The sequence below is a fragment of the Halorientalis pallida genome, from assembly GCF_004118325.1.
GTDB lineage: Archaea > Halobacteriota > Halobacteria > Halobacteriales > Haloarculaceae > Halorientalis > Halorientalis pallida.
On sequence record NZ_RDFA01000001.1, the window covers coordinates 931,701 to 957,082 of the forward strand.

Here is a 25,382-nt window from a genome sequence, read left to right on the forward strand (position 1 = left end):
CCCCTTAGTGACGCCGCGGGGACCTTCGGACGATGACTGCTGTACCAGCCACGCCCGTGATCGGCCGCGGACCGACGGGGTGGAACCGATGACGAGCGTCAAGGACTTCCGCGTCGACCAGGCGGCCACGGCCGCCGAACTCGGCCGGGGCGCGTTCGTGTTCACCGACGACTACTCCGTGTTCGACTGGGGGAAGATGCCCGACGACATCCCGAACAAGGGGGCCAGCCTCTGTGCGATGGGCGCGTACAACTTCGAGTTGCTCGAAGCCGCTGACATCCCCACTCACTACGAGGGCGTCGTCAGCGGCGGCGAGGCAGTCGAACTCGCCGCGGTCGCCGACCCGCCCCGCGAGATGGCTATCGAACTCACGCAGGTCCCGGACCTGCCCCACGACGGCCGCGAGTACGACTACGACGCCTACTACGCCGAGGCGGGCGAGAACCACCTGATCCCCCTGGAGATCGTCTTCCGCAACACCGTCCCCGTCGGGTCGAGCCTGCGGTCCCGCGCCGACCCCGGCGACTTCGGCCTCGACTTCGAGGAGTGGCCCGACGAGGTCGTGGACCTCTCCGACCCGGTCGTGGAGTTCTCGACGAAACTGGAGACGTCCGACCGCTACCTCGACCGCCAGGAAGCCGACCGGATCGCCGGCCCGGTCGACGTCGACGACCTGGAAGCCCTCGCCCTCGACGTGAACGAAGTCGTCACCGAGCGCGCCGACGAAGTCGGCCTGGTCCACGAGGACGGCAAGATCGAGTGTTTCCACTTCGACGGCGAGGTCCGGGTCGCCGACGTCGTCGGCACCTTCGACGAGAACCGCTTCTCCTACGACGGCCAAGAAGTCTCGAAGGAAGTCATCCGACAGTACCACAAGCGAACCCAGTCCGAGTGGGTCGAGGCCGTGTCGGCGGCCAAAGACCAGGCCAAAGCCGAGGACGTGGCCGACTGGAAGGCACTCTGTGACCACGAGCCCAAGCCCCTCCCGGACCACGTCGTCGACGCCGCCAGGGACCTCTACACGGCCGGGACGAACGCCTACATCGGACGGGAGCTGTTCGACGCACCGCCGCTCTCCGAAGCCGTCGAGGCCGTCCAGCGCCTCTAGGAGCCCGAGCCGGACCCCGAGGGCCGCGGCCGGAGGAATCGTGCGGAGGCCGGACCGACGATACAGAGGACCCCACCGATCGCCGTCGGAACGATCCACAACGGTGCGCTCCAGATCACGTAGAACGTCGTGACCGACAGCGCCATCGCGACGACGCCCCCGACTGGCGCGAGTTTCGGTTTCGAGAGTGCCAGCAGTCCCATCCCGGAGATGCCGACCCCCATGTTCATCACGAACAGGATCGGGACGATGAACCCGAACCTGTCGTCCTGTGTCAGATAGCCCACGGTCAACATTCCGGCGAAGATGAGGACGACACCCCCCAGTTCGGTCAATTTGTTCGACACCATCGTCCGTGTAGTTTTACCTCCGGTATTAATAAATGCACCCGATGAAATCCGGTATTTAATTACGGGGTAGGTCCGTACCCGTGTCGGGCGGTTCGCCGTTCACTTCGACGCCGACTCACTCACTCCACCCGCTCGCGGCTTCGCCGCTCGCGCATACGGAGACGCTCCCGCTGGTCGCGCCTCCCGTCAGTCGTCGGCCTCGCTCTCCTCGCGGGTCGTACCTCCCCGCTCGGTATTTCGAGGCCTCCTCTTTCGCTACCGCTCAATCGTCGGCCTCGCTCTCCTCCCCGCCGCGATTCGCCACGACCTCGCCGAGCCCGTCGATAGGCCGGTCGGGGTTGGCGTCGTCGAGCACCTCCGGGGATCCAAGTTGCACGTCGTCGGTGTCGAGGTCGTCGCGGAGCTTCGTCCGGCCGCGGTGGACCGAGACGGCGTCGTTGAGGTGGAGTTTGATCGCCTCGATGAGCGCCTCGGCTTCCAGCGGCTGGCCGATCCGCTGGAGGTCCTCCTCGCTGGCGTCGTCGGGCACGTTGAACGCCCGCTGGGTGATGATGGGCCCCTGGTCAAGGTCGGTCGTGACGTAATGGGCGGTGACGCCCGCGATACGGACGCCCTCCTCGATGGCCTGCATGTACGCCGACGCGCCGGGGAACGCGGGGAGCAGGGAGGGGTGGACGTTGATGATCCTGTTCTCGTAGCGAAAGACCACGTCCGGGCTGAGGATGCGCATGTAGCGGGCCAGTACCACGAGGTCGGCCTCGTACTCCTGGAGGAGGTCGAGCAGGTGGTCCTCGTCGGGCGTCCCCTTCTCGTCGCCGATGTCGTGGAAGGGCACGTCGTACTTCTCGGCCAGCGGCCGCAGGTCCGGGTGGTTCCCGATGACGACACTCACGTCCGCGCCCAGGTCACCGTTGGCCCAGGACTCGAAGATGGCCTCCAGACAGTGTGACTCCTTGGTCACGAGGACGGCCATGGTCTGGGTCTCGCGCTCGGCGGGGAACCGCACCTGGATGTCGACGCCGAGTTCCTCGCCCAGTTCGTCGGCGTCCTCCCGGAGTTTCTCCTCGGTGCAGACCATCTCGGAGGTGTCGACGTGCATGGTCATCCGGAAGACGCCCTCCCGGACGGCCTGGTCGAGGTCCTCGATGTTGATGCCCCGCTCGAACAGAAGCGAGGTGACGTTCGCGATGAGGCCGGTGTCGTCTTCGCCGACGACGGTAATCTCAGTCAGTTTGTGTTTTTTCACGGTGACCACCAGCTGGCGCTGTCGGCGACTGCAGTCATGGTCCCTCTCGGCAACGCCCGGCGAAAAAAGTTGTTTTTCGAGGTCCTATCGGTCCAGGTACACAATCGTCGTCTCGGGAGCGTGAGGACTGCCGTGACCGCCTCCCCGTCGTGAACAGAGCGGAGCGAAGCTCCGCAGGCAGCCGGGCGGAGCCCGGCGACGACGAGGCTTCCCGAGCGGTGGGATATTTGCCGGTCTACGGTCGGACCTGTTCTTGTGAGGCTACTCGCCCCGTCGATTTATCGAACAGGCGGACCGATGGCTGGGACAGACAGCCGTTACTCCTATCCACAGAGGGACTCGGCGTTACCGTCGCACGCATATTCTCGGCCGCGTTCAGGTCACTATTAGCGACCAGTTCGCGGTTCTCACAGACGTACAGACCACGCTCAACGCGGTTCGAATCGGCTTTCCTACCACACTCACAGCAGGTGATCGACGTGGCCAACTCGTACTCATCAACACGCTCTACCTCAATCCCACGTTGTTCAGCCTTGGACTCGATGTGATTCAGAATGGTTTCAAACGCCCAGTCGTGGAGGCGTTTGTCCCCGTGGCGGCCCCAGTCTTCATGCGCGCGGACGTTCTTCATTGGTGAGTGACGACGTAATGGTGCGTGTCGTAACTAGATCCACTACACATAGCCAATGACAGTATAGTAACTTCATGACGGTGAGCCGGCGTAGAATATCCAGCCAGCAGGAACGGTGGCGGCATCTTCCCGAAGCTTACGCGATTCACTCCCGCCCAGTTCGCTCCTCCGTTCCGACAGCAAGTGTCGGAACGCTCCTCGCTCACGGGAAGGGTGGGATTCTCTCGCGGAATCAAGATAGACATTTGTACGTGGGGTGGTTACACCCGACGAGTCGAGCATGCCGGTCACTGTGCTGTACGCCGACGGCGACGAGTCGGGCCGGACGGCCACAGCGAAGAGGCTGTCCTCGGCCGGGCTCGACGTGCACGAGGCCGCAACTCTCGACGCGGCGACGGAGACGATCGGGACGACGGCGGTCGACTGCGTCGTCACGGCGTACAAGCTCCCCGACGGGACCGGACTCGAGCTGTTTTCGACGGTTCGGGAGGCGGCGCCCGACACGCCCTGTATCCTCTTTACCGACGCGGCGACGAGCGAGATCGACACGGCGGCCTTCGAGGGGTTGGTCGCGGAGTATCTCCCCAGCGAGACGCCGAATGCACACGAGCGGCTGCGGGAGTTGGTCGACGAGCTCGTCACTCGCCGGACGCAGGTCGGGTATCCCCTCCCCGACGACGAGGACGCACGGCTGGCGGCACTGGAAAAGTACGACGTGGACGACCTGGCGACCCAGGAGACGCTCGACCGGCTGACGAAACTGGCGTCCCACTTCATCGACGTTGACAAGGTGTTCGTCGGCGTCGTCGGCGAACACGAGGAGCGGTTCGTCTCCTGTCAAGGGGCGGATCTCGACCCGCTAGAGCGGGAGAACACCATGTGTACCCACGCGATCCTCGAACCCGACGTACTCGTCGTCGAGGACGCCCACGAGGACGACCGGTTCAAACACAACGACGCGCTGGATCGACTGGACATCCGCTCGTACGTCGGGGCACCGCTCCACGGTCCCGACGGCGCGGCCCTCGGGAGCTTCTGTCTCACCGACGCCGAACCCCGGGCGTTCACCGACGAGGAGATCCACTTCGTCCGCCTGCTAGCCGACGAAACGGCCGAGCAACTCGATCTCAGACGACAGTTGCAGGCGGCTCGGACGGGGGGCGACGACCGATGAGTCAGGACGCGCAGCGGCGCTATCAGTTCGAGGGATTGCCGATCGAGCCGGTCCGACCGGGGACGAACCTGCTCGTGGCCGGGCCGCCGTTCGCCGGGACGAAAGCGGTCGCGCTGCGGATGCTGGCGGCCGGCGGACTGACCGAAGAGGGGCTCGTTCTGGTCGCCGCCGACGACACGGGCACGGCGACGCTGGAGGCGTACGCCGGGGTCGGTGGCACGTTCGACCGGGCGCGGATGGCCGTCATCGAGTGTGGTTCGCCGGGCGGTGACAGCGACGACGGGAACATCCGAACCGTGCGCTCGCCCAGCGATCTGACCGGCATCGGCATCGAGTTCTCCTCGCTGTACGAGGGACTGTACACGGAAGGTGTCGAGCGCGTGCGGATCGGGCTGTTCTCCATCTCGACGCTGTTGATGTACGCCGAGGAATTCCAGCCGGTCTACCGGTTTCTCCACACGATCACCGGCCGTGTCCGGTCGGCAGACGGGCTGGCGACCTGCCTGATCGACCCGAGCGCACAGGACGAACAGACGATCAGTTCGGTCGAACAGACGTTCGACGGTCGCGTCGACGTTCGCCGGACCGACGACGGCGACTACCGGCTCCGCGTCCGTGGCCTCCCCGACCAGCCCGACGGCTGGCAGGAGTTCTAAGCTTCGCTGCGCTCCTCTTCGAGCGTCACCAGCTGTTCGACCGGCGGCAGCTCCGCCGCTTCCTCGGTCAGTACGTCGATCCGGCGACGCACCTTGTCGGTCGCGTACTCGACCAGCGGCGTCGGATCCACGTCTTCGGTCCGCGTCGCCTCGACAGCCTCGGAGACGAACGGCAGCAGGTCCATGAGCGTGTCCTGCACGACGGCTTCGTCGACACCCTCCTCGTGGATGAGGTGCCGGACCTTGTGCATCCCGAAGCCGACGTGTCGACCTTCGTCACTCCGGATGTAGTTGATTCCCTCGACCAGTCCCTCCAGTTCGGGCGTGTCGACGTCGTCGTCGTACACGTCCGGACCACCCTCGCTGAACCGCGCGGAGATGCCGTAGTAGCCGGTCTGTGCCAGCACCGACTCGACGGTGAGGTGGTAGTGGCAGTAGGCTTTCGCGCGGTTCTCCGGCGTGTCGTCGGTCAGGAGTCGTTCCATCGCTTCTTCGGTCCGGTCGAACAGCTCGACGTAGCCCTCGGGGAAGTACCGCTGGTCCGTGGGCTGGGTGACCGCCGCGTCCTCCTGTTCGGCGACGGGATCGATCACCTCGCGCCAGTAGCGGTCGAAAAACTGCGTGTGTTTGGCCTCCTCGTAGATCTGCGTGGAGAGAAACATCTGGTCGTCGATGTCCTCCAGAACCATCCCCAGCGGCATCAGGTCCTCCGTGACGGCCTCCTCGCCCGCGCCGAACAGCGCGAGCGTCGTCCGCAGTGCCTCGAACTTCTCCTCGTCGCCGTCGTGGGCCAGCAGGCGCTCGCGGTCCTGTTCGAGCAGTTCCTGCGGGATGTCCTCGTAGGGGTCCCAGTGCCGGTAGACGGCGTTGCGGAAGTACCCCCCGGCGAACGACTCCGGATCGATGCGCATGTCGCGACTGGTGTCCCTGATCTGTGTCATGGGATGGTACTTGCCCACACGACACTCGGCGTTAACCCTGGTGCCCCAATGACGAGGATGTTTTAAACAGACCGACGCTCGGTGAGTTTTTTGTACGGTCTTTCTCGGAGAAACGAATTCCGTCGTCGGGCGGAGATAACAAGCGTTAACGTCGGTGGTCACGGCACTCCCGACAATGACTGCGTACACCGCGACCGTGACGGTCCGGCTGAAACGCGGGGTGCTCGATCCGGAGGCCGAGACGACACAGCGCCAGCTCGAACGGCTCGGCTTCGACCTGGAGGACCTCCGGTCGGCCGACCAGTTCGAGATCGACGTGGACGCGAGCGACGCCGACGCGGCCGCCGAACGCGCCGACGAAATGGCCGAACGGTTGCTCGCGAACCCGACCATCCACGACTACGAGATCGAGGTCGCCGAACGGGACGCATGACCTCACTCACTCCCGCTCACGTCCGGCGGACGCTCGCCGCCCGTTCCCTGGTCACACTCGCCATCAAGAGGTGGCTCGCGTGACCGTTTCAGTCGTCCAGTTCGGCGGGTCGAACTGCGACCGCGACGCCGTGCAGGCGCTCGCGGAGATCGGCGTCGACGCCGAACTCGTCTGGCACGAGGACGGCCTCCCCGAGGACACAAGCGGCGTCGTCTTCCCCGGCGGCTTCTCCTACGGCGACTACCTGCGGGCCGGCGCGATGGCCGCCCGCTCGCCCATCGTCGATGAAGTACGGGACGCCGCCGAGGACGGAACGCCCGTCCTGGGCGTCTGTAACGGCGCACAGATCGGCTCCGAGTCCGGCCTCACCCCCGGCGCGTTCACCACCAACCGGAGCGCCCGCTTCCAGTGTGAACACGTCCACCTCCGCGTCGAGAACGCCGACACCCCCTGGACCGCCGCCTACGAGGAGGGCGAGGTCGTCGAACTCCCCATCGCCCACGGCGAGGGACGCTTCGAGGTCACCGACGAACGGCTGGACGAACTCGAACGCGCCGATCGAGTCCTCTTCCGGTACTGTGACGCCGAGGGCGAGGTCACCGAGGACGCAAACCCCAACGGGTCGAAACACAACGTCGCCGGCGTGCTGGGCGAACGCGATTCCGTCGCCGTGTTGATGCCCCACCCCGAACGAGCCGCACTACCCGACATCGGTCCCACGGACGGCCAGGGCGTGCTGGAAGGCTTCGCCGAATGACATCCTCCGCGCGGTAAACGGCGCGGTTTCCCAAGCGTTGGGATATTATGATTTGCGGCGCACCTGTTCTTGTGGGGCAACTCGCCCCGTGGATTTGTCGAACAGGCGCACCGCTGGCTGTGCCATCCAGCCGTTATCCCTATCTCCCCCATCACAGGCGAGAGTCGGGAGTACCTTCTGTCGAATGTTTTCGGCCCCGTTTACCTCGGCATTGGCGACCAGTCCACACTCCTCACAGACGTACAGCCCACGTTCAACACGGTGGCTGCCCTCGGTCGTTCCACAGGACGCGCAAGACGTGGACGTGTCACGCTCATCTACACGCTCGACGCTGATACCGTGTTCAGCGGCTTTGTATTCCAGCATCTCGGTGAACCTATCGAACGCCCACCCATGCAAGTCGAGGTTGCCGTGGTCGCCCCAGTCGGCGTCCTCGCGGATACCAGTCAAGTCGCCTACGGCAATTTTCCCGACGTTACGTGCGGCGCACTCGGCTACTATATCCTTCGAGACGGCGTGGAAGAAGTGTGTCCGGCGCTCGTCTCGCTTCCGGTCCAGTCGCCGTGCCTTCTGTGAGTCACTATCGTCGCACTTCGCCCGCTCCTTCTGGAAGTAGTATTCATCCTCTTTGAGTGCGCCACCGGGATACAGCAGAGCATCGTCGCCAACCGCAACAGCGGCGAAATTACAGATACCGAGGTCAATACCTGCTACCCGGTCGCCCGGTGGGTCCGGGTCGTCAATCTCGACGTTGCACACGATGTGCAACTCCCACTCGGTGTCAGTCCAGACTGTTCGGACCTGTTGGACGTTCTTGATGGCCACATCTGGGTCAGCGTCGTACTCACAGAGGATGAAATCCTGCCGTCCGTCTTTCAGGTTTCGCCCCTTCGAGAGTCGAATCTGGTTGTGGTCGGAGTCGTGCTTGAATCCATCCTCTTTGAACGTGACTGTCGAGCGTGGATGCTCGTCGCCATGTTTGCGGTAGCCGGGTGGGTTCGCATTCTCGTCACCGTTCCCACGGAGCGTGTACCACGAGTCGAACGCTTCAACCAATTCTTCGAGAATTGCCTGACTGGATTGTGCGTTCAAATCCGCGTAGCGTTCGTGATTCTTGAGGTACGCTTTGAGAACGCCGTCGTTTGGTATCGTACCGGTTTCATCCCAAATCCGGTCACACGTCCATCGAGCGACGTTCCAGAGTTTCGAGGCAGCGAACCCGAGCGAATCAAGATCGTCGCACACCTGCTGGTGGTTGCGAATGGATGCAACGTGGGTGCGAGTGACCTGATTCGCCATACATAGCCTGTTGTGTGTGGAATTGATAAGTGGTGGCCAACCGGGGTGAAAGTGAACATAGAATATCCGGCCCGGCTGTTACCCCGCGGAGACGTATCTGAGCTTACGCGATTCACGCCCGCCCTGTTCGCTCCTCGGTTCCGACCAGTCTGAACACTCGTCACTCACGGGAAGGGCGGGATTCTCTCGCTGTATCAAGATAGGTGCTCCCGGCGTCCGAAAGTCCGGCGTTCGTTTTCTTCTTCCGGGAATCCACGGCAGACTGAAATTTCGCTGGCCCCTATCTTCGTGTATGGCGACGACAGACGAGGCCGTCGAGACCGAGCGCGTCTGGCTGGTCGAACGCACCTACGGCGACGACGAGCAGAACATGATCATCCTGACCTACGCCACGCCGGACGGCCGGCGGGACTACCGGAAAGAGCGGGCGCTCCCGAGTTTCACCGGCCCCGGCCGGGCGACCCAGGTGTCGCTGGACGTCGACGCCGACAACCTCGGGACCGTCGACGACCCGGAGACCCGGGAGCGGTACGCCAGCGAGGTCGAACGGATGACGGAGAAACACGACCGCGACGACACGCTGTAGGTCGCTGGCCTTTTTACACGCTCGCCCGGCGTCGTGGCTCCTTCTTCCCCGTTCGCCCGCCGCCTCACGGGTCGTTGTACTCCCCGCTCGCCCGCCGCCTCACGGGTCGTTGTACTCCCCGCTCGCCCGCCGCCTCACGGGTCGTTGTACTCCCCGCTCGCCCGCCGCCTCACGGGTCGTTGTACTCCCCGTTCGGCCTCCGCCCAGCACACTTATCCGTCGGCTGACCGACGTGTCCGATAGGTGATTCAGGTGTCGAACATCGTACTCACAGCCGTCCTGTTGCTCGTCGGAATCGCGCTGACCGTCGGCGGCGTCTTCTTCTACCGGACCGGACTGAAGCTGTTCGGGTTCCTGCTCGGCGGCGGCGCGGGCTTTTTCGCGGGCAGTACCGCCAGTCTGGGACCGATCCCCACCATCGCCGTGATCCTCCTGCTCGGATTCGTGGGCCTCGCCGTCGCTAACAAGGTGTACCTCGTCATGCTCGTCGTCCCGGGCGCAGTGACGGGGTTCGGCGCGGCGCTGGCGCTGACGGGAACTTCGATGAACCCGCTGACGAACCTGCTCGACCCCGTGATCCTCGCCGGGCCGGTCATCGGCGCGGTCCTCGCGGTGATCCTCCAGAAGGTCGTCGTCGTGTTCGTCAGCGCGGCCTGGGGTGCGGTGCTGATCTGGGCCGGCCTGGACGCCAGTGCCATCGTCGACCCGCTGGCGAACCTCTCCGTGCCGACACCCCCGAGCTGGACCGCCGCGCTGATCGCCGTCGGCGTCGTCGTGCAGATCGCCACCTGGGCACTGCTGCGCCACTACGACGACGACGAACTCAAAGCGAAGATCGGGGGCCTGCTGGGTCGTGGCTCCTCCGGCGGCAGCCAGCCCGAAGGCGGCATCTAACTGGAGCGCGGGTCGGCGCCGTTCGCGGGTTCGGAAGCGTTTTTATCACTCGAAGCGAACGTCTTTTTCGATGACTCGTCGCCCTGAACGACGCGTCCGGCGGGCTCGCGCCCGCATCGAGCATCGACAGTCGAGCATCGTGACGACGGGGGCGTGGCCGTGACGGACCGCCGTCTCGCCGCCGTCGCCGTCGTCATCGTCGCCGTGGTGGCCGTCGGGACCGGCCTGGTCCTCGGCGTGTTCGACGGCGGTCCGTCGGACGACGACGGACCCGAAGCGAACGGATCGGCGGCCGGCGACGACCCGACGGTTTCGTTCGTCACCGGTGACGACGACCGCCTCCACGTCGTCGGGACCACGAAGCAGTGGCTCCGCGGCGAGACCGACCTCCCGCCGGGGACGGGAGTCGAGGTCCGCGTCAGCTCGGCCGGGTCACAGCCATGGGCCCGGAGCGAAACGGCGACGGTGAGCGAGAACGGGACGGTCGCCGCGCGCATGGATCTGTCGCCGGCGGCGTCGACCGAGACGTTCCAGGTCGAAGTCGTCACGAAGAACGGAACGCGACTGGCGAACGCGACCGGTGTCATCGTCGCCGACGAGTACGTCTCGAAGAATCCCGCTGTCGCGCTCTGGCGGTCGAGTGGGAGCGTCGTGCACGTCGAGGCGGCCCCGAACCGGTCGATACTCGGGAAGACCGACCTGTCGGCGGGCACGGTGCTGGAAGTCGACCTCCGTTCGACCGGGTCCGACCCGTTCCTGAAGGACTTCGAGGCGACCGTCGACGCGGAAGGGACCTTCGCAGGGACCGCCGACTTCGGCGACGTCCCCCGAACACGAGCTTCAACGCCATCGTCTCGTACGCCGAGAACGGAACCGAAATCGTCGACCAGCCCGGCGTGACGGTGCCGCCGGAGCGGTGAGCGTGCTACCCGGTCGGCGTCTCACACCGTAATAGCGTGGTGGCAGAGAGGTCCCGAACGCTCCCAGTCTCGTCGAGACAGATCCAATGACTCTGATCGTTGCAGTCGAAGGCACCGGTACCGAGTGCCACCGTCCGGGAGCCGTTCGCGTGCACGAGCGCGATCGTGTAGTCTCCCGACCGGTACATCCGAAGGTGAGCATCCCCTCGGCCGGGAACCGAAGCCGTCGGTCGTAGATCGTCGTGTTGTTCCGGCCGTAGGTCATCGTCACGTTCAGCGTCCGGTTCGGGCCGGCGTTCCGGACGAAGACGATGGTCGTCCCATCGAACCGCTTCGTCGCCGGGTCTCCGACGGCGAACCCCTGGAACGCCTCGGGCCTGTCACGACGCGCCCGGTCGGGCAGGGTGACACTCGAACCGCCCACACCATCAGCTGCCTGCACCTGCGGCGGCGACCGAGGCGTGGGCGACACGTCGGCTGCTCCGGCGGACGGCGTCGGCGCCGGTGAAACTGCATCCGTGGGCGACGAGTCGGACGGCGTGGTCCCGAAACAACCGCTCAGCAGAGGGAGGGCAGCCAGCAGGAGTGCAGGGTGGCGCATGCGGACCGTCGCGACGGTCCCGGCAAAGGTCTTGTGTCGCTCACCGCACGAGCGGCTGGTTGTAGCCCGTCTCGCGTTCGAGGACGAGTTCCCAGGTCCGTTCACAGTCACAGGAGACCTGCTCGAACACCGATGGGTCCTGTCGGAGGTCGAAGTCCTTGATCGCCTTCTGGACGCGGTCGTCGCACTCGCCGCAGTTGTGGGCCCCGCGGTCGCTCCCGTGGCCGACCGGGTCGGAGACGACGATCACGTCCTCACCGTCGGCCGTCGATTTCAGCACCTCGACGACCGACCAGAGCCACGGCGGGCGGTAGCCGCCGTCGTGGAAGAGGTCCTCGACCATCGTGTGGCGCTGGACGTTCGTGGGGTTCATCGAGACGGTGTGGCAACCCTCGACGGCGGCGCACTTCCGCACCGACCGCTTCATGTCTTCGATGGCGTCCGGTTCCGAGAGGAAAGGCGGCTTCATCAGGAGATAGGCCTTGATCCCCGCACCGGCGTCGCGGGCGTCCGCCGCGGCCCGCTCGAACTCCGAGAACTCGAAGTACTTGTTCACGCAGTCCCGGCGGACGCGGTCGGTCGCGGTCTCTAAGCCGACCGCGATGTCGGTCTCCAAATCGTGGGCGGTGAAGTCCTCGATCTTCTCGCGGTCGACGAAGTCCGGCAGGGACTCGACGACGATGCGGTCCCGGTCGGCGAAGGTCTCGGCGATGGCCCGGCGCGTCTCGGCGGGGACCTCCCGCTCGTCGAGGAAGGACCCGGAGGTGTAGATCTTGATGAGCCCAGAGGGGTCCTTGGCGTTCTCCTGCTCGTGGTCCAGACACACGTCGATCTGGGCCATCAAGTCCTCGTGGGCGACCGAACCGCCCTCGACGGACTCGGCGACGTAGCCACACATCGTACAGCCGCCGGCGCGGGCCCACCGACAGCCGCCGGTGTTGAGGATGATCGTCAGCGACTGGTAGACGCCGTCGGGCGTGTTGTCCTCGTCGATCCAGACCCGCGTGGGCTCGCGGGGGTCGTAGGTCTCGTCCTTGCGAGAACGGATCTCCCGCATCGCCTTGTTGTGGGCGTCCATCCCCTTGCCCTGCTCGTAGACGTCGGGGCTCGGCTTGCTCATTACCCCGGAGTAGCCGCCCGAACTGTAAAATCCCACCGTCCTGTCTGCCGGGTCGGTTCTCGACCGACGCCGTCGGCTGATCCATCCCGTTCTAGACGTAGTTCGAACCTTCTCTATAGAACGAAATTTTATACAATATTGACCCCAGAGTGGCAAGCAGGATGCAGACGATCGATCCGACGACGGAGGCACAGATCGACGCGTTCGACCGACACGACGAGGGGGCGGTCGAGGATCGACTCGAACGGGCCAGTCGGGGGTTCGAGACGTGGCGGGAGCGACCGGTCACGGACCGGGAGGCGTTGCTCGCCGGTGTCAGCGACGTGCTCGAAGCCAACGAAGCGGAGTACGCGCAGCTCATGACGGCGGAGATGGGCAAACCGATCAATCAGGCTCGGGCGGAGGTACGGAAGTGTGCGCGGGTCTGTGAGTACTACGCCGAGAACGCCGGGACGTTCCTCCAGGACGAGCGGGTCGGCATCGAACCGGGAGCGAAGACGTTCGTCGCCTACGAGCCGCTCGGGCCGGTGCTGGCGGTGATGCCATGGAACTACCCGTTCTGGCAGGTGTTCCGGTTCGCAGCGCCGGCTCTCGCCGCCGGGAACGTCTGTCTGCTCAAACACGCGCCGAACGTCCAGGGCTGTGCGGACGCTATCGCGGACATCTTCGAGGCAGCCGGCTTCCCCGAGTACGCGTTCCAGACCCTCCGCGTGGGCGACGAGACCGTGGCCGAGGTGATCGCCGACGACCGTGTCCGTGCCGTCACGCTCACCGGGAGTGTGGCCGCCGGCCGCGCCGTCGCGAGCGAGGCCGGCGCACAGCTGAAAAAGACGGTGCTGGAGCTCGGTGGCTCCGACCCGTTCGTCGTCCTCGACGACGCCGACGTCGATAGCGCAGCAGCGGTCGGCTGTCAGTCCCGCACGTACAACTCCGGGCAGTCCTGCATCGCGGCGAAACGGTTCGTCGTCCACACCGACGTGTACGACGAGTTCGTCGATCGACTCCGGGCGGAGATGGCCGGCCTGACCGTGGGCGATCCCACCGACGAGGAGACGGATGTCGGGCCGATGGCTCGCGCGGATCTCCGCGACGATCTCCACGACCAGGTCGAGCGTAGCGTCGCGGCGGGTGCGACGGTCGAGCTCGGCGGCGAACCCCTCGATCGAGACGGGTTCTTCTACCAGCCGACGATCCTGACCGACGTTCCGACCGACGCGCCCGCGGCGGCCGAAGAACTGTTCGGTCCGGTCGCCGCCGTCTTCGAGGTCGACTCCGAGGCGGCGGCGATCGATCTCGCCAACGACACGGACTACGGCCTCGGAGCGACGGTCTGGACGAACGACCGCGAGCGCGGCGAGGCCGTAGCACGGGAGATCGACGCCGGCTGTGTCTTCGTCAACGAGTTCGTCACCTCGCACCTCGAACTCCCCTTCGGCGGCATCAAGAACTCGGGCTACGGCCGGGAACTCTCCGGGGAGGGCATCCGCGAGTTCGTCAACCGAAAGTCCGTCTGGGTGTCCGACCCCTGACTGCCCGAACAGGACGACCCGTCGTCACATCGGCCAGCGGACCCGTCTCCCCGAAGATAGCTACCCCCCGCTCTTATTCTGCGACACGCCGTGGTACCTAGTGCCATGTCAATGAATGCCGTGGTTCTCGAGGAGTTCAAGGAACCACTCGACGTGCGAGAGGTAGAGCGCCCCGAACCGGAGTCGGACGGCGTCGTCGCGAGAGTCGACGGCTGTGGGGTCTGTCGGAGCGACTGGCACTGCTGGCAGGGCGACTGGGACTGGTTCGGCTACCGACCGGATCCCCCACACGTGCTGGGGCACGAACCCTGCGGGACGGTTATCGAAGTCGGCCCGGACGTCGAGAACGTCCGGGAGGGCGACGAGATCGCCATTCCGTTCAACTTCGCCTGTGGGAACTGTTCGCTGTGTCGGAACGGGCACGAGAACATCTGCGAGAATCACATCGGACTCGGGTTCATGAACGAGGCACCGGGCGCGTTCGCCGAGGAGGTGCACATCCCGAACGCGGACATCAACGCCGTCCCGCTGCCCGACGAGATCGACACGGACACCGCTGCCGGGATCGGCTGTCGATTTATGACCTCGTATCACGCGATGGCTCATCAGGGCGACGTGGGGAACGGGCAAGACGTCGTCGTCCACGGTCTGGGGGGGATCGGGCTCTCGGCCCTCCACATCGCCGATGCACTGGGGGCCAACGTCATCGGCGTCGACCTGATGGACGAGAAACTCGACAAAGCCGAGGAACTCGGCGCCGTCGCGACCGTCGACGCGGAGGCTGTCGACGACCCGGCCAAGGAAGTTCAGGACATGACCGACGGGGGTGCCGACGTCTCCGTCGACGCCCTCGGCATCGAGACGACCTGTCGCAACGCGGTCGATTCCCTCGGGAAGAACGGCACACACGTGCAGGTCGGTCTGACGACCTCGGACGAACAGGGCATCATCCCGCTGCCGACCGACGAGTTCGTCGCCAAGGAGATTACCTTCGTGGGCTCGCTGGGCCTGCAGCCATCACGCTACCCGGAGATGTTGGACATGATCAAGACCGGGAAGATCGACCCGACGGAACTGGTCTCGGAGACGATCGACATCCACAAGATCCCCGACCGACTGGACGCGATGACCGACTTCGGCACGATGGGAATCCCCGTCTGTACCGAGTTCGCCTGAGGAACTCGGGAGCTTTCCCGCCCACGGGAGTCCCGCGGCCCGACCGCCCACCTCCTTCTCTGCCCCTGCGCGTCCCACGCGACCGTCGACACACTTCTCACGTTCCCCCAGCGGTTGATGGGGTTCGTATTTCGTACTTGGTTCAACTCTAAACAAAATTATTGTACTCAAAAGGATTTTATACTATATTATTGAACTAGCTTCCGTCTATCGAGTGGCCGACCACTCGGGACAGGAGACACGATGGCAGAGTCAGCACACACCGAAGTCACGACAGACACAGACCCGGAAACAGCGCTTGAGACGGCCCGCCACCAGCTCGAACGCGCGGCGGCGCACGTCGACGTCGACGACGGTGTCGTCGAGCGGCTGAAACACCCCACGAAGGTACTCAGTGGGTCGATTCCACTGGAGCGCGACGACGGGACCGTCGAAGTGTTCACCGGCTACCGCGCCCAGCACGACGACGTGCGCGGCCCGTACAAGGGCGGGCTCCGGTACCACCCGGACGTGACGGAAGACGAGTGCGTGGGGCTGGCGATGTGGATGACCTGGAAGTGTGCGGTGATGGACCTTCCCTTCGGCGGTGCGAAAGGCGGCATCGTGGCCGATCCCAAGGAGTTGAGCGAGGACGAACGCGAACGGCTCACCCGCCGATTCGCCGAGGAGATGCGCGACTTCGTCGGGCCGACCAGAGACATTCCCGCACCGGACATGGGCACGGACGCCCAGACGATGGCCTGGTTCATGGACGCCTACAGCATGCAGGAGGGCGAGACGGTCCCCGGTGTGGTCACCGGCAAACCGCCGCTCATCGGCGGCAGCTACGGCCGTGCAGAGGCACCGGGACGGAGCGTCGCTATCGTGGCCCGTGAGGCGGCCAGTTACTACGATCTGTCGCTCGACGACGCGACGGTCGCCGTCCAGGGGTTCGGGAGCGTCGGCGCGAACGCCGCGCGACTCCTCGACGAGTGGGGCGCGACCGTCGTCGCGGCCAGCGACGTGAACGGCGGCGTCTACGATCCGGACGGGCTGGCAACACAGGAGATCAGCGCCCACGAAGAACAGCCCGGGGCCGTGACGCGCGTGGACGCGACATCGGAGATCACGAACGCCGAGTTGCTGGAACTCGACGTGAACATCCTCGTTCCGGCGGCAGTCGGGAACGTGCTCACCGAGGCCAACGCCGACGCCGTCGCGGCCGACATCGTCGTCGAGGGGGCGAACGGCCCGACGACGACGGCGGCCGACCGGATCTTCGCCGAGCGTGAGGTGGCGGTGATCCCGGACATCATCGCGAACGCCGGCGGCGTCACCGTGAGCTACTTCGAGTGGCTACAGGACATCAACCGTCGCCAGTGGACGGTCGACCGCGTCCGGGAGGAGTTGGAGTCGGAGATGCTCTCGGCGTGGGCCGACGTCCGTCGGGAGTTCGAGGCCCACGACGTGACGTGGCGTGACGCGGCGTACGTCGTCGCCCTCGCCCGTGTCGCACAGGCCAAGAGCACGCGCGGTCTCTGGCCCTGATCGGCCGGCCACGATCGACGCGTCACTGACTGTCGACGGTCGCTGGCGGCCGCCACGGTTCGGTACGTCGCCCACGAAACGACGGGTCTTCCTGACGGTCTCGGTCACGTTCTACCGTGGAGCGCCGTCGCGTCTCGACTGGCGCGACGGGTTCGAAACTCGGAGAGTCGAAACTGTACGGTGACGATCAGTCGCCGTCGAAGCCGTGCGCGTCGACGTGTGTCTGGTTGCCGGAGCGGCGCGACTGGACGGCCAGCCCGGCCCCCAGCAAGATCCACAGGAGGACGATGCCCCACTCGAAGGGCCACTGGAGCGCGGACGGCGCGCCCGGGAGGTACATGCCGACGAATCCGAGTGTGAGCGCCAGCGCGAGGACGCCGATAGCTTTCCCCGCCGGGAGTTTCAGCGGGCGGTCCATCTCGGGTTCGCGGACGCGCAAGACGAGGAACGAGACGACGACCATCACCCACGCAACGACGATCCCGAAGCCCCCGGCGTTGACGATCCAGACGAGCATCTGTTCCCCGAACAGCGGCGCGAACACCGACAGGCCACCGATGAGGGCGAGCGCCCGCGACGGCGTATCGGTGCTCTCGTTGACCGTGGCCAGCGTCTCGGGCAGCATGCCGGACTCGGCCAGCGCGTAGATCGCACGGCTCCCGCCGAGCAGGAAGGAGTTCCAGCTGGTGAGGATCCCGGCGATACCTGCCAGTGCCATGATCTTCCCGATCACGGCGCTACTGAACAGCGCCTCCATGGCGGTGGCCGCAGGCAGCGAGCTTTCGACGAGGACGGCCCCGGGCAGTGCCCGTCCCGACGCCCAGATGACGAGGATGTAAAACAGCGCGGCGACCGACACGGAGACCACGATGAGCAGACCCAGTACCCGCTCGGAGACGTCGGCTTCCCCGGCGGCCTGAGGAATCACGTCGAACCCGACGAACATGAACGGTGTCATGATCGCGACGGTGAGGACGCCGGCCAGTCCGGAGTCGGCGAAGGGTGGCGTCGACGTGGTGTGACCGTTTGCCACTGCGCCGATAGCCAGCGTGATACCCGCCAGCCCGATGACGAGCGTCAGGATGGTCTGGAACTGCGCGGCCGGCTGGACGCCCTTGTAGTTGAGGGACGTCATGACGATCGCGCCGACGCCGCCGACGAGGACCCAGGTCCCGTAGACGGTCTGTCCCGCGATCGACCAGAGCGGAATGGCGTTGAACCCGGGCACGACGTACGCGAGCGCCGACGGGAACGCGACCACCTCGAAGACGACCACGCCCACGTACCCCAGTATCAGTGACCAGGTACAGACGAACGACCCGATCGGCCCCAGCGCACGCATACTGTAGACGTGTTCACCCCCGACGAACGGCATCGCCGACGCGAGTTCACCGTAAATTAGCCCGACGACAGCCACCATGAACGCGCCCAGGACGAACGCCACGACCGACCCCGTGACACCGCCCTGGTCGATCCAGTAGCCCGACTGGATGATCCAGCCCCAGCCGACCATCGCACCGAACGCCAGTACGAACACGTCCCGTTTCGAGAGAACGCGTGAAAACTCACCATCCGTTTGCGTGTCACCCATACGCACTTGTTTTGAGTGGCCCATATATATCTTACTGAGTCCAATTTTTAGCCAAAAGTTCGAACTGTATCCAACATTATCACCATTCGCACGACAGAAGTTGCATCGAACAGCAGTTTTGGAGACCGGATGGGCGCGACCAGTCCGGTTGGAGGGCGAGGTGGCGACCGAGGGCGGTCAGTCGCGTTGCACGACGTTTTCCAGGGGCATCTCGTCTCCGTCGTCGAGCAGTGTCCGGACGTTGCCGGCGAGGATCGAGGCCAGCCGAGGCCAGTGTTCCGGCGTGTGTCCGGCGGTGTGGGGCGTGAGGAGCGCGTTGTCGAGCCCCCAGAGCGGGTGGTCGGTCGGGAGCGGTTCGGGGTCGGTCACGTCGAGTGCTGCCCCGCGGATACCGCTGGTCCGGAGGGCGGCGACCAGCGCGTCGGTGTCGACGACTGGCCCCCGGGCGACGTTGACGACGACGCTCGACGGTTCCAGCGTCGCGAACGCCTCGGCGTCGAGCAGATGCCGCGTCACGTCTGTCAACGGACACGCGAGGACGAGATAGTCCGTCCGGGCGAGCGCCTCGTGGATCGCGTCGTACCCGAACACGTCGTCGGTGGGACCTCCTTTCGCCGGGGAGTGACGGACGCCGATCGTCTCGGTGTCGAAGCCGTCGAGGCGGTCGACGACGGCCGTGCCGACGGCCCCGAGTCCGACGACGGTCACCGTCGATCCCTTCAGTTCGGTCGACTGGACGTGTCGACAGACACCGTGCCGGTTTCGCTCCCAGCTGACGTGTAACCGGCGGGCAAACGTGAGCAGGTAGCCGAGTACCTGTTCGGCGATGCCCGGGGCGTGGATGCCGCTCGCGTTGGTCACCGTGACGCCGTGGTCCGCGAGCGCGTCGAGCGGGAGGTGGTCCGTCCCGGCGAACGTACAGGCGAACAACTCCAGTTTCTCGGCCCGATCCAGCAGGTCCCGGTCGATGTCGTTGCCGGTGACGACCGGCGCGTGCCGAACGAGGTCACGCTCCGCGTCGGGCGTCCGGGCGAGCCTGACGGTGTGGTCCGGGAGGCGGGCAGTGAGTTCGTCGGCGTAGTCAGTCATCGAGAGCCCCTCGGTCCCTTCTCGCAACACGACCACGTCGGGGGCGGTCCGGGACACGATCTAGTCACCGGCGACGACGGGTTCGTCGGGGACCGTGCCGTCGGCACGCCAGCCGCGGATCCGGTAGTACTCGTCGAGGGCATCCTCGAAGCCAGGCAGTTCGTAGGGCAGGCGGTCGTCGGCACGGTCGAAGCCGCGCTGGTTGTTGAAGTGGCGTTCGAGCGCGATGACCTCGGCACCGACGGCCAGCAGGGCGTTGACGTTCCGGCCGAACAGCTGTTCGAGTCGGTCGTGGGTCAGGAAGTCACGCGAGAACCGACAGATGATCCCGCAGTCTTCGAGTGCGCGCTGGTTCTCCTGCCGGACGAGGAGTTGTGGTTTCCCGTCGAGTCCCTCGCGGTCCACGGCGGCGTCCTCGCCGACCAGCGGGTACTCGTAGGAGTAAAACACCGCGAACATGTGGTCGGCCCCGCGATTGGCCGTGGCGTACCCGAGCCCCTGCCCGTTGAGCGTCCGGCCGTCGTGGGCGGGGAACTCCATCCCTTTGACCGACCAGTTCGCGACGCCGAGTTCGTCGTGGATGCGGTCGAGGCCCTCCGCCAGCAGGTCGCCCTCGTCTTCGCGGTGGGCGATCTTCTCGACGAGGTCCGCGATGAGATCGACGTTGCCGAACTCGCCTTCGGCCGCGAGATAGGCCGACACCACGTCGCCGGTACTGATCGTATCGAGGCCGTAGCGGTCGCACTGCTCGTTCGAGCGCATCACGTCCACCACGTCGTCGACGCCCGCGTTCGACCCGAAGGCCATCACGGTCTCGTACTCCGGCCCCTCGGTTTCGATGCCGGTCTCCTCGTCTCTCGTGGGGAGTTTGCACGCGAACGCACAGGCCGAGCAGGTCCCCTTCTCGAACTTCTTGCGCTCGACGGCATCACCGCCGATGTCGGCTGCGCCCTCGAAGGACAACTCCGAGAAGTACCGGGTCGGCAGCGCCTCGATCTCGTTGGCGTACTCGGTGACGCTGGTCGTCCCCTGTCGTTTCATGATGTGGTCGCTCGTCGCCGCCTCGCGGTGGACCTCCATCTGCATGTCGGGCACGTCGAGATCGGGCGCGGCGTCGCCGTCGAACGTGATGGCCTTGACGTTTTTGCCGCCCAGTACCGCCCCGAGCCCGCCCCGACCGAACGCGCGCGTCTCCGAAGTCATGATACAGGCGAAGCGAACCTCGTTTTCCCCCGCCGGGCCGATGACCGCCGTGTTGTCGACGTCCAGATCCGGCCGCTGGGTGAGGGCGGCGACGGTCTCGGGCACCTCCGCACCGGCCAGTTCCGGCACGGGTTCGAACTCGACACCCTCGTCCGAGACGTGGACCGCCACGAGTTCGTCGCTCTCGCCGCGGAACTCGACCGCGCCGTAGCCCGTGGCCGCGAGGTTGCGCGAGAGGAACCCACCGGCGTTCGACGAGAGCAGCCCGTCGGTCAGCGGTGACACGCCGGTACAGTTGGTCCGGCCGGTGAAGCTCATGTTCGAGGCCTGCATCGGCCCCGTCGTGAAGTACAGGCGGTTCTCCGGACCGAGCGGATCCGCATCGAACGGAATCCGATCGTGTGCCAGTTTCGTCGCCACGCCACGCCCGCCGATGAACGATTCGAGGACGCCGTCGATCGACTCGGTTTCCGTGCGCTGGGCGGTCAGGTCTACCGACAGGAGGTCGCCCACTGTGTGTAGCATCACTCGACCGATGACGATACTCGATATTAAATCCACGCGTTCAATAGAACCAAATCCAGTATTCCCACAAATAGTGGAACACGATCCGATATTTGACGACGGCGGACCGATCCCGCCTCGGCACTGTCCGGCCGCCCGAAGAGTGGACTTCGTTCAGTAATAAGATCTAATATTGGACTAGATACGAAGATTTAGTATCTAGTAGGATATTGTACCACCATGGCCGTAGAACAGGCGTTCGACGACCTTCACTTCGCACAGGAGCCGACGGTCGAGACGGAGATTCCCGGACCGGAGTCGAAGCGACTCATCGAACGACAGCGCGACATCGACAGCAGTGCCGTCGCCTACCCCAAAGTCATCCCGATCGCCATCGACGAAGCCAGGGGGGCGACGATTCGCGACGCCGACGGCAACACGTTCCTCGACTTCTTCGCCGGCATCGGCGTGATGAACGTCGGTCACTCGAACCCGTACGTGATGGAGGCAGTCCAGGAACAGACCGAGAATGTCGTCCACACCATCGACTTCCCGACGGAGGCGCGACTGGACCTCATCGAGGCACTGAACGATATCGCGCCGGGGGCGCTGCCGGACAACAACCGCGTCGTCTTCGGCGGTCCAACCGGGAGTGACGCCGTCGAAGCCACCATCAAGCTGGCCAAGTACAACACCGGCGGCGACGGCCTCATCGCGTTCCGGGGCGCGTATCACGGCGGCAGCGCCGGCGCGCTCAGCCTCACAGCGGGCAAGAAGTACAAGGAAGACTACGCGCCGATGCTCCCGAACGTCCACCACGTCCCCTACCCCTACGCACACCAGCAGGGACTGGATCCACAGGAAGCCGGTGCCCGGGCACTGGAGAACGTCCGCGAACTGCTCGAAGACCCCTACAGCGGCCTCGCGAACCCGGCAGGGATCTGGGTCGAGCCGATCCAGGGCGAAGGCGGGATCGTCACGCCGCCGGAGGGGTTCCTCCCTGGCCTCAAGGAGATCGCCGACGACAACGACATCCCACTCATCGTCGACGAGATCCAGACCGGATTCGGCCGCACCGGCGAGTGGTTCGCCAGCGACCATTTCGACGTCACGCCCGACGCCATGCCCATGGCAAAAGCCATCGGCGGGGTCGGCCTCCCGCTGTCGGGGACGATGTACCACGAGGACCTGGACACCTGGGACGCCGGCGGTCACGTCGGCACGTACCGCGGCAACGCCCCCGCGATGGTCGGTGGCGTCCGTGCCATCGAGTACATCCGGGACAACGACCTGCTCGCCCACGCGCGGGAGGTCGGGAGCTACATCCGCGACCGCCTGCGCGAGTCCGCCGGCGAGAACGAGCGACTCGTCGACGTGCGTGGTCGCGGCCTGTTCGTCGGCGCGGAGTTCGCCGACGCGGACGAGCAGACCGGGAAAGAACTCGTCAAGGCGATCCAGCAGGACTGCTACGAGCGCGGTGTGCTGGTTTGGTCGGCCGGCCGAAGCGGGAACGTCCTGCGACTGATCCCGCCACTCGTGCTGACACAGGAACAGGCCACCGCAGGGATGAACGTCATCTGCGAAGCCATCGAGCGACACGCCCCCTGACCGTCCGCGAGCCACGACCCGACGGTCGACCCCCGCCGAACAGCGCCTCGAATCCCCGATCAGTATACATTTATATGTTCACCCGACCATTGGACAGTGTTCAGAAGCCTCCTATGGATGAGAAGGATATTCAGATTCTGACCGCGATCGCCAAAGAGGGCACAGCAAGTCCGGACGAGATCGAAGACGCGACCGGCATCCCGAAATCGACGGTCCACTACCGGCTGAACCAGCTTCGCGAGTCCGGCGTCATCACCAACGACCTCTACGACATCGACCTGAAGAAGGCCGGACTCTCGATCACACTCATCTCCGAGATCTGGGCGGAGTTCGAGGAGGGATACCACGAGAGCGTCGGCGAGAAACTCGCCGCCGTCGAGGGCGTCAATCAGGTGTATTTCACCATGGGCGACACCGACTTCGTCGCCATCGCCCACGTCGCCAACCGCGAGATGGTCGAGTCGCTCGTCGAGGACTACGAAGCCATCGAAGAGCTCGAGCGAACCTCCTCCAAGTTCGTCATCACGACGGTCAAAGACGAACAGAACCCCCTCAACGATTTCGAGGCCGAGACGCTGATCGAAGCGTTAGCGAAGTAGTGGTGGCGCCACCACACGTCCCTGGTGTGGCATCTGCGTGTCAGTCAGAGTAGTTGCGGTAGAGCACGACCAGCACCAGTATCAACACGACCTGGACAGTCTTGTCCACGTATCCGACGGTCGTGTACTCGGATTTGACTGCCACCCAGATCGGGATCTGGACGGCCGTGTACGGAATCCCGATCGCGTAGAGCAACCGACGTCGATAGTTTAGCAGAAACAGCACCAGCGCGCCCGCGTATCCGACACCCGCCAGCGCCACCGGTGGCCGACCCTCGACGACGCCCGCGTACACGTGCAACACACCCGTCACGACGACCAGTGCGACCGCCAGCCAGTGTAACGTCGTCAGCGATTCCGTCCGGACGCGCGATTTGTTGTGTGTAGTAGCCACAATTCAACACAATACTCTGGAGATCATAATAGCTGTCGTTATCGTCGTTGGCGGTCCGTGAGACGGAGCCACACCGGGAAAGACACGATCGGACTGGAGCGAGCGTCGAGGTCGAGAGCACGGAGAGAATGAAGGAGGGGGTCCCCTGGCGAGTCGATGCTGGCCCGTCAGATGATGTCTCGCTCGGCGAGGCCGGCGATCGTCTCGCCGTCGTAGCCGAACTCGTCGAGGATCTCTTCGGTGTGTTCACCCAGCAGTGGCGGGTGTCGGTCGATCGCGGTCGGCGTCCGCGAGAAGTGCATCGGACTCCCGGCCATCTCCATGGACCCGATCGTGGGATGGTCGACGGTCTGGTGCATGTTCCGGGCCTGCACCTGCGGGTTCTCGAACACGTCCTCCATGTCGCGGACGCGACTGGCCGGGACGCCGGCGTCTTCCATCCGCGCGACGGCCTCGGCTGTCGAATACTGTTCGAACTCTTCGTCGAGAATTCGATCGAGCTCCGATCGGTTCGCGACGCGGTCGGCGTTGACTGCGAAGCGTTCGTCGTCGATCAGATCCTCACGGTCGAGCGCCCGGCAGAACTTCGGCCAGAGGTTTTCGGAGGCGGTCGCGACGACGACGTAGCCGTCGCTGGTCTCGAACGCCTGGTAGGGCGCGATGGTCGGGTGTTTGCTCCCCATGCGGCCCGGCGGCTCACCGGTCGCGAAGTAGTACGACGCCATGTAACTCATCCAGGCGACCTGGCCGTCGAGCAGACTCACGTCGATCTTCTGACCGGTGCCGTCGCCCAGTTCTCTGTAGAGCAGCGCCGCGAGGATGGCCTGCGTGGCGTACATCCCGGCCCCGATGTCGGCGATCGCGACGCCGACGCGCACCGGCGGCCCGCCTTCCTCACCAGTGATGCTCATCAGGCCGCCCTCGGCCTGCATCATGATGTCGTAGGCTGGACGATCCTTCTGTGGCCCCCACTCGCCGTAGCCCGAGAGCGAGCAGTACACCAGCTCTGGGTTGCCCTCACTGAGCGTCGCGTAGTCCAGCCCCCACTCTTCCATCTTTCCGACCCGGAAGTTCTCGACGAGGACATCGGCCTCGGTCGTCAGATCGCGGAACACCTCGCGACCCTCCTCGCTGGCGAGATTCAGCGTCAGCGAGCGTTTGTTGCGGTTGATGCTGACGTAGTAGGCGCTCTCCTCGCCGTAGGTCGGCGGGTGCCAGCCGCGGGTCTGGTCGCCGCCGTCCGGCCGTTCGATCTTGATCACCTCCGCACCCAGATCGCCCAGTTGCATCGTGCAGAACGGTCCCACGAGAACCCGCGAGGCGTCGAGGACAGTCAGTCCATCGAGGGGCTGCGCGTCCCCGTCGGACGTGCGTGCTTCACCAGTCATGGCTCACTCGTAGGCTGCGAACCCGGTCAGATCCTCCCCGAGAATCAGGGTGTGGATG

25 protein-coding genes are annotated in these 25,382 nt (G+C 65.2%); 13 read left to right on the plus strand and 12 right to left on the minus strand.

What is annotated here, in order from left to right; translation table 11 throughout:
- Positions 1–88 precede the first annotated feature (88 nt).
- A complete protein-coding gene (locus EAF64_RS05015) occupies positions 89–1,108 on the plus strand; it encodes a phosphoribosylaminoimidazolesuccinocarboxamide synthase (protein ID WP_129067850.1) in 1,020 nt (339 codons plus the stop codon).
- Here EAF64_RS05015 and EAF64_RS05020 read toward each other — a convergent pair.
- The 3 genes from EAF64_RS05020 to EAF64_RS05030 form a co-directional block, all read right to left on the minus strand.
- Entirely contained in the window at positions 1,105–1,458 is a 354-nt protein-coding gene (locus EAF64_RS05020; protein ID WP_129067851.1) for a hypothetical protein, read from the minus strand. The genes EAF64_RS05015 and EAF64_RS05020 overlap by 4 nt on opposite strands.
- Positions 1,459–1,720: 262 nt before the next feature.
- Positions 1,721–2,704, minus strand: coding sequence for a formyltetrahydrofolate deformylase (locus tag EAF64_RS05025; RefSeq protein ID WP_129067852.1), 984 nt, complete (start codon positions 2,702–2,704; stop codon positions 1,721–1,723).
- A 235-nt stretch (positions 2,705–2,939) separates the two neighbouring features.
- The gene (locus EAF64_RS05030) at positions 2,940–3,335 is read right to left on the minus strand and encodes a transposase (protein WP_227738878.1); all 396 of its coding nucleotides are present in this window, start codon (positions 3,333–3,335) and stop codon (positions 2,940–2,942) included.
- 280 nt (positions 3,336–3,615) lie between these two features.
- Here EAF64_RS05030 and EAF64_RS05035 point away from each other — a divergent pair, with 280 nt between their 5' ends.
- Positions 3,616–4,509: a GAF domain-containing protein gene (locus EAF64_RS05035; RefSeq protein WP_129067853.1), complete on the plus strand. Its 894-nt coding sequence runs from the start codon at positions 3,616–3,618 to the stop codon at positions 4,507–4,509.
- Complete coding sequence (locus EAF64_RS05040; RefSeq protein ID WP_129067854.1) at positions 4,506–5,165, plus strand: DUF7504 family protein; 660 nt, start codon at positions 4,506–4,508, stop codon at positions 5,163–5,165. Before EAF64_RS05035 ends, EAF64_RS05040 begins: the two co-directional genes overlap by 4 nt.
- Here the strand turns inward: EAF64_RS05040 and EAF64_RS05045 are convergent.
- The gene (locus tag EAF64_RS05045) at positions 5,162–6,106 is read right to left on the minus strand and encodes a ribonucleoside-diphosphate reductase (protein WP_129067855.1); all 945 of its coding nucleotides are present in this window, start codon (positions 6,104–6,106) and stop codon (positions 5,162–5,164) included. The genes EAF64_RS05040 and EAF64_RS05045 overlap by 4 nt on opposite strands.
- Positions 6,107–6,281: 175 nt before the next feature.
- Here EAF64_RS05045 and purS point away from each other — a divergent pair, with 175 nt between their 5' ends.
- Both purS and purQ read left to right on the plus strand, forming a co-directional pair.
- A complete protein-coding gene (gene purS, locus EAF64_RS05050) occupies positions 6,282–6,539 on the plus strand; it encodes a phosphoribosylformylglycinamidine synthase subunit PurS (RefSeq protein ID WP_129067856.1) in 258 nt (85 codons plus the stop codon).
- 79 nt (positions 6,540–6,618) lie between these two features.
- The gene (purQ, locus tag EAF64_RS05055; protein ID WP_129067857.1) at positions 6,619–7,296 is read left to right on the plus strand and encodes a phosphoribosylformylglycinamidine synthase I; all 678 of its coding nucleotides are present in this window, start codon (positions 6,619–6,621) and stop codon (positions 7,294–7,296) included.
- A 45-nt stretch (positions 7,297–7,341) separates the two neighbouring features.
- Here the strand turns inward: purQ and EAF64_RS05060 are convergent, their stop codons facing one another.
- Positions 7,342–8,595, minus strand: coding sequence for an RNA-guided endonuclease InsQ/TnpB family protein (locus tag EAF64_RS05060; protein ID WP_129067858.1), 1,254 nt, complete (start codon positions 8,593–8,595; stop codon positions 7,342–7,344).
- A gap of 292 nt (positions 8,596–8,887) precedes the next feature.
- On the opposite strand from EAF64_RS05060, the gene EAF64_RS05065 reads away from it, so the two are divergent.
- From EAF64_RS05065 to EAF64_RS05075, 3 genes are all read left to right on the plus strand, one after another.
- Positions 8,888–9,181 (plus strand): hypothetical protein, encoded by a 294-nt coding sequence (locus EAF64_RS05065; protein WP_129067859.1) that lies wholly within the window; start codon positions 8,888–8,890, stop codon positions 9,179–9,181.
- A 243-nt stretch (positions 9,182–9,424) separates the two neighbouring features.
- A complete protein-coding gene (locus EAF64_RS05070) occupies positions 9,425–10,075 on the plus strand; it encodes a hypothetical protein (protein ID WP_129067860.1) in 651 nt (216 codons plus the stop codon).
- Between the two features lie 159 nt (positions 10,076–10,234).
- Positions 10,235–10,975 (plus strand): BGTF surface domain-containing protein, encoded by a 741-nt coding sequence (locus tag EAF64_RS05075; protein ID WP_129067861.1) that lies wholly within the window; start codon positions 10,235–10,237, stop codon positions 10,973–10,975.
- Between the two features lie 25 nt (positions 10,976–11,000).
- On the opposite strand, the gene EAF64_RS05080 is transcribed toward EAF64_RS05075, so the two are convergent.
- Together EAF64_RS05080 and EAF64_RS05085 are read right to left on the minus strand one after the other, a co-directional pair.
- On the minus strand, positions 11,001–11,183 hold the full coding sequence (locus EAF64_RS05080; protein WP_129067862.1) for a hypothetical protein: 183 nt from the start codon (positions 11,181–11,183) through the stop codon (positions 11,001–11,003).
- Positions 11,184–11,636: 453 nt separating this feature from the next.
- On the minus strand, positions 11,637–12,716 hold the full coding sequence (locus tag EAF64_RS05085; protein ID WP_129067863.1) for an archaeosine biosynthesis radical SAM protein RaSEA: 1,080 nt from the start codon (positions 12,714–12,716) through the stop codon (positions 11,637–11,639).
- Between the two features lie 161 nt (positions 12,717–12,877).
- Between EAF64_RS05085 and EAF64_RS05090 the strand changes: the two genes are divergently transcribed.
- The 3 genes from EAF64_RS05090 to gdhB all read left to right on the plus strand — a co-directional run bounded on the left by EAF64_RS05090 (position 12,878) and on the right by gdhB (position 16,948).
- Positions 12,878–14,245, plus strand: a complete 1,368-nt coding sequence (locus EAF64_RS05090; RefSeq protein WP_129067864.1) for an NAD-dependent succinate-semialdehyde dehydrogenase — start codon at positions 12,878–12,880, stop codon at positions 14,243–14,245.
- A 111-nt stretch (positions 14,246–14,356) separates the two neighbouring features.
- Positions 14,357–15,421 (plus strand): zinc-dependent alcohol dehydrogenase family protein, encoded by a 1,065-nt coding sequence (locus EAF64_RS05095; protein ID WP_129067923.1) that lies wholly within the window; start codon positions 14,357–14,359, stop codon positions 15,419–15,421.
- Between the two features lie 243 nt (positions 15,422–15,664).
- Positions 15,665–16,948: a glutamate dehydrogenase GdhB gene (gene gdhB / locus EAF64_RS05100; protein ID WP_129067865.1), complete on the plus strand. Its 1,284-nt coding sequence runs from the start codon at positions 15,665–15,667 to the stop codon at positions 16,946–16,948.
- Between the two features lie 187 nt (positions 16,949–17,135).
- Here gdhB and EAF64_RS05105 read toward each other — a convergent pair whose 3' ends face one another.
- The 3 genes from EAF64_RS05105 to EAF64_RS05115 form a co-directional block, all read right to left on the minus strand.
- Positions 17,136–18,539: an APC family permease gene (locus EAF64_RS05105; RefSeq protein ID WP_129067866.1), complete on the minus strand. Its 1,404-nt coding sequence runs from the start codon at positions 18,537–18,539 to the stop codon at positions 17,136–17,138.
- Positions 18,540–18,716: 177 nt separating this feature from the next.
- Positions 18,717–19,628, minus strand: a complete 912-nt coding sequence (locus EAF64_RS05110) for a D-2-hydroxyacid dehydrogenase (protein ID WP_129067924.1) — start codon at positions 19,626–19,628, stop codon at positions 18,717–18,719.
- Positions 19,629–19,688: 60 nt separating this feature from the next.
- The gene (locus tag EAF64_RS05115; protein ID WP_129067867.1) at positions 19,689–21,356 is read right to left on the minus strand and encodes an aldehyde ferredoxin oxidoreductase family protein; all 1,668 of its coding nucleotides are present in this window, start codon (positions 21,354–21,356) and stop codon (positions 19,689–19,691) included.
- Positions 21,357–21,575: 219 nt separating this feature from the next.
- Between EAF64_RS05115 and EAF64_RS05120 the strand changes: the two genes are divergently transcribed.
- The gene (locus EAF64_RS05120) at positions 21,576–22,943 is read left to right on the plus strand and encodes an aspartate aminotransferase family protein (RefSeq protein WP_129067868.1); all 1,368 of its coding nucleotides are present in this window, start codon (positions 21,576–21,578) and stop codon (positions 22,941–22,943) included.
- 113 nt (positions 22,944–23,056) lie between these two features.
- The gene (locus EAF64_RS05125; protein ID WP_129067869.1) at positions 23,057–23,542 is read left to right on the plus strand and encodes an Lrp/AsnC family transcriptional regulator; all 486 of its coding nucleotides are present in this window, start codon (positions 23,057–23,059) and stop codon (positions 23,540–23,542) included.
- 40 nt (positions 23,543–23,582) lie between these two features.
- On the opposite strand, the gene EAF64_RS05130 is transcribed toward EAF64_RS05125, so the two are convergent.
- On the minus strand, positions 23,583–23,936 hold the full coding sequence (locus EAF64_RS05130) for a DUF7475 family protein (protein ID WP_129067870.1): 354 nt from the start codon (positions 23,934–23,936) through the stop codon (positions 23,583–23,585).
- Between the two features lie 167 nt (positions 23,937–24,103).
- Entirely contained in the window at positions 24,104–25,324 is a 1,221-nt protein-coding gene (locus tag EAF64_RS05135) for a CaiB/BaiF CoA transferase family protein (protein ID WP_129067871.1), read from the minus strand.
- Positions 25,325–25,382: the final 58 nt, after the last annotated feature.